The organism is Methylobacterium sp. J-059, assembly GCF_022829485.1.
Lineage (GTDB): Bacteria > Pseudomonadota > Alphaproteobacteria > Rhizobiales > Beijerinckiaceae > Methylobacterium.
This window is the reverse complement of record NZ_JAKSYA010000096.1, coordinates 1-12,419: the sequence shown is the minus strand read 5'-3', so window position 1 is coordinate 12,419 and position 12,419 is coordinate 1. Positions and strand designations below refer to the sequence as shown.

Below are 12,419 nucleotides of genomic sequence, written 5' to 3'. Positions count from 1 at the left end.
AGCAAGGTCGGTGGCGTCGTCGAGTTCACCCTGGCCTTCTGCCTGATCTGCACGGCCCTGGTGCGCAGCCCTGCCGGGAGCATCCTGGCCGAAATCTGCTTCTCCGACGTGTTAGAGTTCGGCAAGGTCAATGCGATGGGCCATTCCGGGATCATCGTGGTTCTTCTCGGCATCGCCGCCGACGACGCCAGCAGCGCCGTCCGCCGCCGCGACGGGGCGCTGGGCCCGTCATACTACGCGGTCGCGCTCACCGGCTGCCTCACGCGCTACTACGTCGGCCATGCGGCGATGTACGGCGCGCTGTTCTCGGCGCCCGTGATCTGATCTGATCGACGCGGACGACGGGCGGGCGGCCTCCGAGAGGGGGCCGCTTTCGCATGTCCGGTGTTCGGACGGGTCGAAGGCGCGGAGGATCGGCGTGCGGTGGGGGAAGGCGGGCATGGCGCTGGCTCTGGGCGGGCTCGCGCTCGCCGGCGCCGTGCTGGTGGCGCGTGGGCCGGAGCCCGGGGGCATCGAGGACGTGTGGCTGCTGTTCGGCGCGCCCGACCGCGGCGCGGTGGACCTGCCGACCGTCTCGCGAAGCGCGGGCGACGCGCTCGCCTGCCCGCCCGGCCAGTGCCGCGCGGTCTCGGATCGCGTGCCGCCGGTGCTGCCGGTGCCGGGCGAGCGCCTGCGCGCCATCGTCGCCGCGGTGGCGGCCGAGGAGCCGCGCACCGAGCTGGCCTTCCAGGCCCGCTGGGCCGAGGAGGACCGCTACGTCGTCCGCTCGGAATGGCTGCGGCTGCCCGACACGGTCGCCGTCGCGATTCTCGGCGCCGGCGAGGGCCGATCGACCCTGGCCCTGTACGCCCGCCCGCAATTTGGGTTGCTCGATGCCGGCGGCAACCGGGCCCGCCTGGAGCGCTGGCTCGACCGGATCGAGGGTTTGGCGCGGGCCGAGGCCGCGCGGTGACGCGGGCGTCTCAGCGCGCGGCGAGCAGCGGCCCGAACACGTCGATCACCCCGTTGATGGTGATCTGGGTGCCGACGCAGAGCAGCAGGAACGCGAACAGCCGGCCGAGCACCCGCGCCCCGATCGGCCCGAGCAGGCTCACCACCCGGTCGGCCGAGGCGTAGATCAGCGCCACCGTCGCGGCGACGCCGAGCGCGGCCAGCGACACGCCGACGTAGAAGCCGAGCCGGTCGGCCATCACGGCCGGACGGTTCGAGCCGAGGGTGATCGCCACCGCGATGGTGCCCGGGCCGGTGGTGAAGGGCAGGGTCAGCGGGAAGAACGCGATCTCGGACAGGGGATCGACCGATCTCTGCCCATCCGCCGGCGGCTGGGCGGGAGCGGCGGCCGCCGCCGCTCGGGGCGCGGTCGGCGCCGCCGCTTGGCTTCCGGCTTGCGCTGCCGCTTGGGTCGCTCCTTGTCCCGTCGTCGAGGAGACCTCGGCCTGCTTGCGCGCCTCGCGGGCCTCGGGCCGGTTCAGCAGCCCCCAGGCGGAGGCGCCGACGACGAGCCCGCCCGCGATGCGGAGCGCGCCGAGCGACACGCCGAAGAAGTTGAGGATCGGCGCGCCGGCCCACAGCGCCGCCAGCATGATCAGCAGCGCGTATCCGCCGATCCGGCCGGCGAGCCAGACCCGGTCGTCGTGGCTGTGCCCCGCCGTCACCTGCGCGAAGATCAGCGCCCCGCCGAGCGGGTTGACGATCGAGAACAGGCTCGAGAGCGCGAGCAGGAACTGCTGGATGGCCGCTTCGACGCTCATGGTGTCTTCGCGATCTCCGTCGAGACGGGGTTGGGCCGGGCCGCCGGCGTCGGCGTGCGGAGCGTCGGGCTTAACCCGGCGCGGGCGCCGGCACGAGCACCCGCGCGGGCGCGAGGCGGCGGGCGCGGTGGACCTGCTGCACGGTGATCGGCCGGTAGAGCTGCTTGGTGGCGTGCACCACGTGGAGGCCGGCGAAGGGGAGCGAGAGGCCCGTCCCGACCCGCTCCCAGGCGGCGGCGGTCTGCAGCATCACCCGCGAGCGCAGCGGCGGCATGTAGAGCGTCTCGGCCCAGTCCTCCGGTGAGAACAGCGTGTCGCGCATCAGCCGGCTCAGCTGCGAGCGGCTGTAGGGCTGGCCGTGCCCGAACGGCGTCGCGTCGCGCCGCGCCCAGACCCCGCGCCGGTTCGGCACGACGAGGATCATCCGCCCCCCCGGCGTCAGCGTGCGCCAGACCTCCCGGAGCAGTTCCGTCGGGCTCTCCACCGCCTCGAGCGCATGCACCAGGATCACCCGGTCGATCGCCGCATCCGGCAGCGGCATCATCGTCGGGTCGGCGAGCGCCGAGCACGAGCGGCCGGCGCCGGGCCAGTTCACCACCCCTTGCGTCGCCGGCATGAAGGCCAGCGTCCGCTCGGCGATGCAGTGGACCGGGCTCAGATAAGGCACCGCGTAGCCGAGCCCGAGCACGCGCAGGCCGGAGACCGAGCCGAGGAAGCCGTGCAGGGTGCGGGCGACGATCCGGTGCGTCGTGACGCCCAGCGGCGTGGCGTAGAAGGCCCGCAGGTCGGTGACGTCGAGGCGCATGGGTCGGAGCTGGAGCGGCGTCGGGGAAGGCCGGCGTCCCGGCCCGATGGCGATTCAATGGGGCCGGGCACCCGCCGCGACAAGGCGCAGGCGGCGACTTGCAGGGCGACGCGCCGGGGAACCCCCCGGTTTCCGCATCCGTTCCCCGCCCGATACGGCCGGACCGGCCGCGAGCCCGGAGACGCGTTCATGGCCACGGCCCCCGAGATCCGCACCTTCCTGTGCCGCAGCGACAACATCGGCGTGCTCATCCGCGACCCCGCCACCGGCGCCTGCGCGGCGATCGACGTGCCGGAGGCGGCGCCGGTCCTGGCGATGCTGACGCAGACCGGCTGGCGGCTCACCGACATCCTGGTCACCCATCGCCACGGCGACCACATCGCGGGCATCCCGGAGGTCAAGCGCGCGACCGGCGCCCGCGTCACCGCCCCGGCCAAGGCCGGCCCGGCGATCCCCGACGTGGACCGCACCGTGTCGGAGGGCGACACCGTCCGGGTCGGCGACCTCTCGGCCGAGGTGTGGGAGACGCCGGGGCATTGCGCCGACCACGTCACCTACTGGTTCGCCGAGCCGGGAATCGTGTTCTCCGGCGACACCCTGTTCACCCTCGGCTGCGGCCGGGTGATGGAAAGCCCGCCCGAGACCCTGTGGCGGTCGCTCGAGCGGTTCCTGCCGCTGCCGGATGCGACACAGGTGTACAGCGGGCACGATTACGTGCTGTCGAACGCCCGCTTCGCGGCCGCAGCAGAGCCCGGCAACGCGGATCTGCACGGCCGCCTGCGCGAAGCGGAAGAGCTAAAATCCTCCGGCCGCTTCCTGGTTCCCTCTACGATGGCAGCGGAACGGGCGACCAACCCGTTCCTGCGGAGCGGCCTGCCGGCACTGAAGACGGCGGTGGGACTCGACGAAGCTGCTGACCCGGCAACGGTTTTTGTTGCACTGCGAGAATGGAAGAACCGCTTCTGACGCACAGGTTTTCAAGGAAATTTTGTTGCCTTCTCAAAGTGAAGTGAACATAGGACATTCGACAGGCGCTAAACCGTCTGATCGATAGGCTCCCGGAGGGAGGCTCGACGTCAACGGAAGCGTGTTCCCGCTTCTTTCGGTCAGATGGGGGTCCGTCTCGCCTTACCACCTCTCGTCCTCACGCCTCCCGCTTCCCTTCCTTCAACCGGATCCCGAGCCGCGTTCCGAAGAGCCCGCCGCCAAAGCGACGGCGACGGGACGGTCCCCGTCCGATGCGGACCGTCCGGCCCGCGCCCCCGCGGCCGCCCGATCCCGGGTGGCGCCGATCTCCGCCGACGTGCGGCTGCTCGGGATCGCCACCGAGCACCTGGCCCGGCTCGGCCCCAAGCGGGTCACCGTCGTCGCCGTCGCCGCCGAAGCCGGCATGACGCACGCCAACGTCTACCGCTACTTCCCCTCGAAGGACGCCCTGCTCGACGCCGTCGCCGGCCGCTGGCTGCGGGACATCGAGACCCGTCTGGCCGGCATCGCCGACGCGCCCGACCCGGCCGACGACAAGATCGAGCGGCTGCTGACCGCGCTCGCCGCCCTGCAGCGCGACGCGCTCCAGGACGAGCCGAACCTGTTCGCGGTCCATCTCGACGCCACGGTCGCCGCCAGGCCGATCGCCCGCCGCCACCGGGTCCGCCTGCGCAGCCTGGTCGAGCGGGTGATCGAGGAGGGGATGGCCACCGGCACCTTCTCGGCGCGCGACCGCGAGCGCGCCATCGCCTACATCTTCGATGCGAGCTACCGCTTCACCCATCCCCTGGCGATCCAGCACGACGCCGAGGTGCCGCGCGATCTGGTCGACGCCCGCTTCGGCGCTGTGATTCACGCGATCCAGCGGGTGCTGCGCGCGGGTATCCTCTGAGCGGAATGACAGGTTCAAAAAGTTGTCATAGCGCCGATCCCGAATTGGCAATCTCCTCCTAAAGCCTTCGAAAAGCTTAGCTTTTCGGAGGCTTTGTTTTGTGCGCCGCACATCCGCCCTGGCCCGAACCCTGCTTGGGCGATCTGCGTCGGGTTGATGGGGCGGTGCTTTTCGGCCACACAGCCGCGCAGGAAAACCGGTCGCGTCGGGCGGCGCCTCGGACGGACTTTCGACTCCCGAGTCGTCGACGCGCTCGCCTCACCCTTTCACGCTAAGCTGGAGACGTCTCGGACATGGCACGCAGCAAGATCGCGCTCATCGGCGCCGGCCAGATCGGCGGAACGCTGGCGCACCTCGCCGGTCTGAAGGAACTCGGCGACGTCGTGCTGTTCGACATCGTCGACGGCGTGCCGCAGGGCAAGGCGCTCGACATCGCCGAATCGGCCCCGGTCGACGGCTTCGACGCGAAGTATTCGGGTGCGAGCGACTATTCGGCGATCAAGGGCGCCGACGTGGTGATCGTCACCGCCGGCGTGCCGCGCAAGCCCGGCATGAGCCGCGACGACCTGATCGGGATCAACCTGAAGGTCATGGAGGCCGTCGGCACCGGCATCAAGGAGAACGCGCCGGACGCGTTCGTGATCTGCATCACCAACCCGCTCGACGCCATGGTCTGGGCGCTGCAGAAGTTCTCGGGCCTGCCGACCAACAAGGTCGTCGGCATGGCCGGCGTGCTCGACTCCGCCCGCTTCCGCCACTTCCTGGCCGAGGAGTTCAAGGTCTCGGTCGAGGACGTCACCGCCTTCGTGCTCGGCGGCCACGGCGACGACATGGTGCCGCTCACTCGCTACTCGACGGTCGCCGGCGTGCCGCTGACCGACCTGGTCAAGCTCGGCTGGACCACCCAGGAGAAGCTCGACGCCATGGTCGAGCGGACCCGCAAGGGCGGCGGCGAGATCGTCAACCTGCTCAAGACCGGCTCGGCCTTCTACGCGCCGGCGGCCTCCGCCATCGCGATGGCCGAGAGCTACCTCAAGGACAAGAAGCGGGTCCTGCCCTGCGCCGCCTACCTCGACGGCCAGTACGGCATCTCCGGCATGTATGTCGGCGTGCCCGTCGTGATCGGCGAGAACGGCGTCGAGCGCGTGCTCGAGGTGACCTTCGACGCGGCCGAGAAGGCGATGTTCGAGAAGTCGGTCGGCGCGGTGAACACGCTGATCGAGGCCTGCAAGGGCGTGAACCCGGCGCTGGCCTAAAAACATTGGGCGAATAGCGAATAGGGGCTAGCGAAGACAGAGCCACGTGCTCTCTGCTGCCCCGGCTCGCTATTCGCCATTCGCCACTCCCTATTCGCCTGCGGAGCGCACATGAACATCCATGAATACCAAGCCAAGGCGGTGCTGAAGGAGTTCGGCCTGCCCGTCTCCAAGGGCGTCGCGATCTTCAGGCCCGAGGAGGCGGAAGCCGCCGCGCGCGAGCTCGGCGGCCCGGTCTGGGTGGTGAAGTCGCAGATCCACGCGGGCGGGCGCGGCAAGGGCACCTTCAAGGGCGCGCCGGCCGGCGCCAAGGGCGGCGTGCGCGTCACCAAGTCGATCGACGAGGTAAAGCAGTTCGCCGGCGAGATGCTCGGCCAGACGCTGGTCACGATCCAGACCGGCGAGGCCGGCAAGCAGGTCAACCGGCTCTACATCGAGGAAGGCGCGCAGATCGCCGCCGAGTTCTACCTGTCGATGCTGGTCGACCGCGAGACCGGGCAGGTCGCCTTCGTCGTCTCGACCGAGGGCGGCATGGACATCGAGACGGTGGCCCACGACACCCCCGAGAAGATCGTCACCTTCTCGGTCGACCCGGCCACCGGCATCATGCCCCATCACGGCCGCGCCGTCGCCAAGGCGCTGGGGCTCGCCGGCCCGCAGGCGAAGGAAGCGGGCGAGCTCACCGCCAAGCTCTACGCGGCCTTCACGGCCAAGGACATGAGCATGCTCGAGATCAACCCGCTGGTGCTGACCGGCGACGGCCATCTCAAGTGCCTCGACGCCAAGATCTCGTTCGACTCGAACGCGCTCTACCGCCACCCCGACATCGTCGCGCTCCGCGACGAGACCGAGGAGGACGCCAAGGAGATCGAGGCCTCGAAGTACGACCTCGCCTACATCGCGCTCGACGGCACGATCGGCTGCATGGTCAACGGCGCCGGCCTCGCCATGGCGACGCTCGACATCATCAAGCTCTACGGCGAGGAGCCGGCGAACTTCCTCGACGTCGGCGGCGGCGCGACCGAGGAGAAGGTCACCGCGGCCTTCAAGATCATCACCGCCGACCCGCAGGTGAAGGGCATCCTCGTCAACATCTTCGGCGGGATCATGAAGTGCGACGTCATCGCCCGCGGCGTGATCGCGGCGGTGAAGACGGTGGGCCTGGAGGTGCCGCTCGTCGTGCGCCTCGAGGGCACCAACGTCGAGGAAGGCAAGGCGATCATCAGCGGCTCGGGGCTCAACGTGATCCCGGCCGACGATCTCGACGACGCCGCGCAGAAGATCGTCGCCGCCGTGAAGAAGGGCTGAAGCGTTATGTCCATCCTCATCGACGCGAACACCAAGGTCATCTGCCAGGGCTTCACCGGCAAGAACGGGACCTTCCATTCCGAGCAGGCGCTGGCCTACGGCACCAAGATGGTCGGCGGCACCTCGCCCGGCAAAGGCGGCTCCAAGCACCTCAACCTGCCGGTCTTCGACACGGTCGGCGAGGCCCGCGAGGCCACCGGCGCGACCGCGTCCGTGGTCTACGTGCCGCCGCCGGGCGCGGCCGACGCGATCTGCGAGGCGATCGCGGCCGAGATGCCGCTGATCGTCTGCATCACGGAAGGCATCCCGGTGCTCGACATGGTGCGGGTCAAGCGTGCGCTGATCGGCTCGAAGTCGCGCCTCATCGGGCCGAACTGCCCCGGTGTCGTCACCGCCGGCGAATCGAAGATCGGCATCATGCCGGCCAACATCTTCAAGCCGGGCTCGGTCGGCATCGTCTCGCGCTCCGGCACGCTGACCTACGAGGCGGTGTTCCAGACCTCGACCGCCGGCCTCGGCCAGACCACCGCGGTCGGCATCGGCGGCGACCCGGTGAAGGGCACCGAGTTCATCGACATGCTCGAGATGTTCCTCGCCGACGAGAAGACGACGTCGATCGTGATGATCGGCGAGATCGGCGGCTCGGCCGAGGAGGAGGCGGCGCAGTTCCTGGCCGACGAGGCCAAGCGCGGCCGCAAGAAGCCGATGGTCGGCTTCATCGCCGGCCGCACCGCGCCTCCGGGCCGCCGCATGGGCCATGCTGGCGCGATCATCTCCGGCGGCAAGGGCGGCGCCGAGGACAAGATCGCGGCGATGGAGGCCGCGGGCATCCGCGTCTCGCCGTCGCCGGCGCGCCTCGGCTCGACGCTGGTCGAGGTCCTGAAGGGCTGAAACCGAGTGACAGCCGCGCGCGTATGACCCGCGCGCGGCTGTGTTGCAGCGCACGCAAGCCGGTGACGCCCATATGATGGGCGACGGAGCGCCCGCTTCGTGCGCCCACAGGAATCGCAGCGCGGCCCGCGCCTTCCGCTCGCGGAGGCGCCTCCCGCGCGATGACGCGGCTCATCCGCACCGGCGGAGGGCCCGAAGGACAGGATGACCCGCCGATGGCACGCCAGGACGTGAACGAAGCGCTGCTGGAAACCTCGTTCCTCTACGGCGGCAACGCCGCCTACATCGAGGAATTGCAGGCGGCCTACGCCCGCAACCCGGCTTCGGTCGACCCCGAGTGGCAGAGCTTCTTCAAGGGGCTCGGCGAGGACGAGACCCTGGTCGAGAAGAACGCGGCCGGCGCCTCGTGGACCAAGCCGAACTGGCCGGTGCCGGCCAACGGCGAGATCGTCTCGGCGCTCGACGGCAACTGGGCGACCCTGGAGAAGGCGGTCGGCGAGAGGATCCTCGCCAAGGGCGCGGAGAAGGGCGAGCAGAGGCCCGGCAAGCCCGCCGACGGCCTCGCCGTCACCGGCAAGACCGGCGTCTCGGTCGAGCAGGCGACCAAGGATTCGGTCCGCGCGATCATGCTGATCCGCTCGTACCGCATGCGCGGCCACCTGCACGCCAAGCTCGACCCGCTCGGGCTGGCCCCCCGCGGCGACCACGAGGAACTGCATCCGCAGCATTACGGCTTCCTCGAATCCGACTGGGACCGGCCGATCTTCCTCGACAACGTGCTCGGGCTGGAATTCGCCACGATCCGCGAGATCGTCGCGATCCTGGAGCGGACCTACTGCCAGACCCTCGGCGTCGAGTTCATGCACATCTCCGATCCCGAGGAGAAGGCGTGGCTGCAGGAGCGCATCGAGGGCAAGGACAAGGAAATCTCGTTCACCCCCGAAGGGCGCCGCGCGATCCTCAACAAGCTGATCGAGGCCGAGGGCTTCGAGAAGTTCCTCGACCTCAAGTACACCGGCACCAAGCGCTTCGGCCTCGACGGCTCGGAGGCGATGATCCCGGCGCTCGAGCAGATCATCAAGCGCGGCGGCGCGCTCGGCGTGCGCGAGATCGTGCTCGGCATGGCCCACCGTGGGCGCCTCAACGTGCTCACCAACGTGATGGCAAAGCCGTTCCGTGCGGTGTTCAACGAGTTCAAGGGCGGCTCGGCCTCGCCGGCCGAGGTCGAGGGCTCGGGCGACGTGAAGTACCATCTCGGTGCCTCGTCCGACCGCGCCTTCGACGGCAACAACGTCCACCTGTCGCTCACCGCCAACCCGTCGCACCTCGAGATCGTCGATCCCGTGGTGCTCGGAAAGGTCCGCGCCAAGCAGGACCAGCGCGCCAAGCCGAACGTCGTGCGCGCCAGCGTGATGCCGCTCCTGATCCACGGCGACGCGGCCTTCGCCGGCCAGGGCGTGGTCGCCGAGTGCCTCGGGCTGTCGGGCCTGAAGGGCCACCGCACCGGCGGCTCGATCCACTTCATCATCAACAACCAGATCGGCTTCACCACCGATCCGCGCTTCTCGCGCTCCTCGCCGTACCCGTCCGACGTGGCGAAGATGGTCGAGGCGCCGATCTTCCACTGCAACGGCGACGACCCGGAGGCGGTGACCTTCGCCACCAAGGTCGCGGTCGAGTACCGCCAGAAGTTCGGCAAGCCGGTCGTGATCGACATGCTGTGCTACCGCCGCTTCGGCCACAACGAGGGCGACGAGCCGGCCTTCACCCAGCCGAAGATGTACCAGCGCATCCGCAAGCACACCTCGGTGCTGGAGAGCTACGCGCGCAAGCTGATCGAGAACGGCACCCTGAGCCAGGAGGCCTACGACGCCCGAAAGGCCGAGTTCCGGGCGATGCTCGACGCCGAGCTCGAGGTCGCCGGCACCTACAAGGCCAACAAGGCCGACTGGCTCGACGGGCGCTGGTCCGGCTTCAAGGCCGTGCACGAGGACGTGGACGACCCGCGCCGCGGCCGCACCGGCGTGCCGGTCGAGACCCTGCGCGAGATCGCGCAGAAGATCACCCAGGCGCCCCCCGGCTTCCACCTGCACCGCACGATCCAGCGCTTCATGGACAACCGCGCCAAGGCGGTGGAGACCGGCGTCGGCATCGACTGGGCGACCGCCGAGGCCCTGGCCTTCGGCGCGACCATGCTCGACGGCAACCGCGTCCGGCTCTCGGGCCAGGACGTCGAGCGCGGCACCTTCTCGCAGCGCCACGCCGTGGTGATCGACCAGGAGAACGAGCAGCGCTTCACGCCCCTCAACGCCATCCGCGAGGGCCAGGCGCCGCTGGAGGTGATCAACTCGATGCTGTCCGAGGAAGCGGTGCTCGGCTTCGAGTACGGCTACTCGGCGGCCGAGCCGAACGCGCTCGTGCTGTGGGAGGCGCAGTTCGGCGACTTCGCCAACGGCGCGCAGGTGGTGATCGACCAGTTCATCGCGTCCGGCGAGCGCAAGTGGCTGCGCATGTCCGGCCTCGTGATGCTGCTGCCCCACGGCTACGAGGGGCAGGGGCCGGAGCACTCCTCCGCCCGCCTGGAGCGCTACCTCCAGAGCTGCGCCGAGGACAACATGCAGGTCGCCAACTGCTCGACGCCGGCGAACTACTTCCACATCCTGCGCCGGCAGCTGAAGCGCGACTTCCGCAAGCCGCTGATCCTGATGACGCCGAAGTCGCTGCTGCGCCACAAGCGGGCGGTGTCGACGATCGAGATGATCGCCGAGGGTTCGAGCTTCCACCGCATTCTGTGGGACGACGCCGAGCACGACGAAAGCGGGGTCAAGCTCGTCCGCGACGACAAGGTCCGCCGCGTCGTGCTGTGCTCGGGCAAGGTCTACTACGACCTGTTCGAGGAGCGCGAGAAGCGCGGCGTCAACGACGTCTACCTGCTGCGCGTCGAGCAGCTCTACCCGTTCCCGCTCAAGGCGCTGGCCAACGAGATGGGCCGCTTCCGCAATGCCGAGGTGGTGTGGTGCCAGGAGGAGCCCAAGAACATGGGCGCCTGGGCCTTCGTCGAGCCCTACCTCGAATGGGTGCTCGGCCAGGCCGGCTCCGCGGTGAAGCGCGCCCGCTACGTCGGCCGCCCGGCCTCGGCCTCGACCGCCGTGGGGCAGATGTCGAAGCACCAGGCCCAGCTGCAGGCCTTCCTCAACGAGGCCCTCGCGGTCTGAATGTCCTCACCTATGGCGGCGGCTCTCCGGTGCCGCCGCTCACCCTTCCCGGCCGTCCGGTACGGCCCAACCGATCCGGCATGAGCTGACACAATGGCAACCGACATCCTCGTCCCGACGCTCGGCGAATCCGTCAGCGAGGCCACCATCGGCCGCTGGTTCAAGAAGCCGGGCGACACGGTCGCGGCCGACGAGCCCCTGGTCGAGCTCGAGACCGACAAGGTGACCCTCGAGGTCAACGCCCCCGCCGCCGGCGAGCTCGGCGAGATCCTGGTCAAGGACGGCGAGACGGTGGAGCCGGGCGCGCTGCTCGGCTCGATCGTCGAGGCGAGCGGCGGCGGCGCCAAGCCCGCGCCCAAGGAGGCCGCGCCCAAGGAGGCCGCGCCGAAGGAGGCCGAGGCCAAGTCCGAGAGCCGCAGCGAGGCGCCGAAGGCGTCCGCCCCCGATGCCAAGGCGGTCGAGGAGGCCCCGGCCAAGGAATCGGCCGCCGGCTACGGCAACCACGGCGACGCGGCGCCCCCGGCCGCCCGCCCCTCCGACGACAACGGCCCGGCGGTCGGCAAGCTGTCGCGGGAATCGGGCATCGACCCGTCGAGCGTCAACGGCAGCGGCAAGGACGGCCGCGTGACCAAGGGCGACATGCTCGGCGCGATCGCGAAGGGGCCCGCGCAGGCGGCTCCCGCCCCGGCCAAGGAGGCGCGCCCGACGCCGCCGCGCCCGGCCTCGAAGCCGGACGACGCCGCCCGCGAGGAGCGGGTGCGGATGACCAAGCTGCGCCAGACCATCGCTCGCCGCCTCAAGGACGCGCAGGACACCGCCGCGATGCTCACCACGTTCAACGACGTGGACATGGGCGCGGTGATGGCGCTGCGCGCGCAGTACAAGGACATCTTCGAGAAGAAGCACGGCACGAAGCTCGGCTTCATGGGCTTCTTCACCAAGGCGGTGATCGGGGCGCTCAAGGACGTGCCGGCGGTCAACGCCGAGATCGACGGGCAGGATCTCGTCTACAAGAACTACTATCACATCGGCATCGCCGTCGGGACCGACAAGGGTCTCGTCGTGCCGGTGGTGCGCAACGCCGACGACCTCTCGATCGCCGGCATCGAGAAGACGATCTCGGGCTTCGGCCGCAAGGCCCGGGACGGCAAGCTCTCGATCGACGAGATGCAGGGCGGCACCTTCACCATCACCAACGGCGGCATCTACGGCTCGCTGATGTCGACCCCGATCCTCAACGCGCCGCAATCGGGCATCCTCGGGATGCACCGCATCGAGGAGCGCCCGGTGGTCCGCAACGGCAAGATCGAGGCG

The 12,419-nt window shown here is 69.9% G+C and carries 10 protein-coding genes and 1 pseudogene; 9 read left to right on the top strand and 2 right to left on the bottom strand.

The features are described from left to right. Together MKK55_RS10755 and MKK55_RS10750 are read left to right on the top strand one after the other, a co-directional pair. Nucleotides 1–324: pseudogene (locus tag MKK55_RS10755) on the top strand (hypothetical protein); the annotation flags it as partial. 115 nt (nt 325–439) lie between these two features. Beyond that, the gene (locus MKK55_RS10750; protein ID WP_243932781.1) at nt 440–952 is read left to right on the top strand and encodes a hypothetical protein; all 513 of its coding nucleotides are present in this window, start codon (nt 440–442) and stop codon (nt 950–952) included. Between the two features lie 10 nt (nt 953–962). On the opposite strand, the gene MKK55_RS10745 is transcribed toward MKK55_RS10750, so the two are convergent. Further along, nucleotides 963–1,751: a MarC family protein gene (locus MKK55_RS10745; RefSeq protein WP_243934646.1), complete on the bottom strand. Its 789-nt coding sequence runs from the start codon at nt 1,749–1,751 to the stop codon at nt 963–965. A 70-nt stretch (nt 1,752–1,821) separates the two neighbouring features. Continuing rightward, nucleotides 1,822–2,556: a class I SAM-dependent methyltransferase gene (locus tag MKK55_RS10740; protein ID WP_147727163.1), complete on the bottom strand. Its 735-nt coding sequence runs from the start codon at nt 2,554–2,556 to the stop codon at nt 1,822–1,824. A 189-nt stretch (nt 2,557–2,745) separates the two neighbouring features. Between MKK55_RS10740 and gloB the strand changes: the two genes are divergently transcribed. The 7 genes from gloB to odhB all read left to right on the top strand — a co-directional run. Beyond that, complete coding sequence (gene gloB, locus MKK55_RS10735) at nt 2,746–3,522, top strand: hydroxyacylglutathione hydrolase (protein ID WP_243934644.1); 777 nt, start codon at nt 2,746–2,748, stop codon at nt 3,520–3,522. Nucleotides 3,523–3,838: 316 nt separating this feature from the next. Further along, nucleotides 3,839–4,435, top strand: a complete 597-nt coding sequence (locus MKK55_RS10730) for a TetR family transcriptional regulator (RefSeq protein ID WP_243932769.1) — start codon at nt 3,839–3,841, stop codon at nt 4,433–4,435. Between the two features lie 293 nt (nt 4,436–4,728). Continuing rightward, the gene (gene mdh / locus MKK55_RS10725; RefSeq protein ID WP_147727161.1) at nt 4,729–5,691 is read left to right on the top strand and encodes a malate dehydrogenase; all 963 of its coding nucleotides are present in this window, start codon (nt 4,729–4,731) and stop codon (nt 5,689–5,691) included. A gap of 111 nt (nt 5,692–5,802) precedes the next feature. Continuing rightward, complete coding sequence (gene sucC, locus MKK55_RS10720) at nt 5,803–6,999, top strand: ADP-forming succinate--CoA ligase subunit beta (RefSeq protein WP_147727160.1); 1,197 nt, start codon at nt 5,803–5,805, stop codon at nt 6,997–6,999. A gap of 6 nt (nt 7,000–7,005) precedes the next feature. Next, on the top strand, nt 7,006–7,890 hold the full coding sequence (gene sucD / locus MKK55_RS10715; protein WP_147727159.1) for a succinate--CoA ligase subunit alpha: 885 nt from the start codon (nt 7,006–7,008) through the stop codon (nt 7,888–7,890). A gap of 215 nt (nt 7,891–8,105) precedes the next feature. Continuing rightward, on the top strand, nt 8,106–11,105 hold the full coding sequence (locus MKK55_RS10710) for a 2-oxoglutarate dehydrogenase E1 component (protein ID WP_147727158.1): 3,000 nt from the start codon (nt 8,106–8,108) through the stop codon (nt 11,103–11,105). A gap of 93 nt (nt 11,106–11,198) precedes the next feature. Next, nucleotides 11,199–12,419, top strand: a 1,221-nt coding sequence (odhB, locus tag MKK55_RS10705) for a 2-oxoglutarate dehydrogenase complex dihydrolipoyllysine-residue succinyltransferase (protein WP_243934643.1), incomplete at its 3' end; no start/stop codon positions are given.

Excerpts from the sequence above, each read along its gene's own strand:
- MKK55_RS10750 (WP_243932781.1), top strand. The coding sequence starts at position 440 with ATGGCGCTGGCTCTGGGCGGGCTCGCGCTCGCCGGCGCCGTGCTGGTG.
- MKK55_RS10745 (WP_243934646.1), bottom strand. The coding sequence starts at position 1,751 with ATGAGCGTCGAAGCGGCCATCCAGCAGTTCCTGCTCGCGCTCTCGAGC.
- MKK55_RS10740 (WP_147727163.1), bottom strand. The coding sequence starts at position 2,556 with ATGCGCCTCGACGTCACCGACCTGCGGGCCTTCTACGCCACGCCGCTG.
- gloB (WP_243934644.1), top strand. The coding sequence starts at position 2,746 with ATGGCCACGGCCCCCGAGATCCGCACCTTCCTGTGCCGCAGCGACAAC.
- mdh (WP_147727161.1), top strand. The coding sequence starts at position 4,729 with ATGGCACGCAGCAAGATCGCGCTCATCGGCGCCGGCCAGATCGGCGGA.
- sucC (WP_147727160.1), top strand. The coding sequence starts at position 5,803 with ATGAACATCCATGAATACCAAGCCAAGGCGGTGCTGAAGGAGTTCGGC.
- sucD (WP_147727159.1), top strand. The coding sequence starts at position 7,006 with ATGTCCATCCTCATCGACGCGAACACCAAGGTCATCTGCCAGGGCTTC.
- MKK55_RS10710 (WP_147727158.1), top strand. The coding sequence starts at position 8,106 with ATGGCACGCCAGGACGTGAACGAAGCGCTGCTGGAAACCTCGTTCCTC.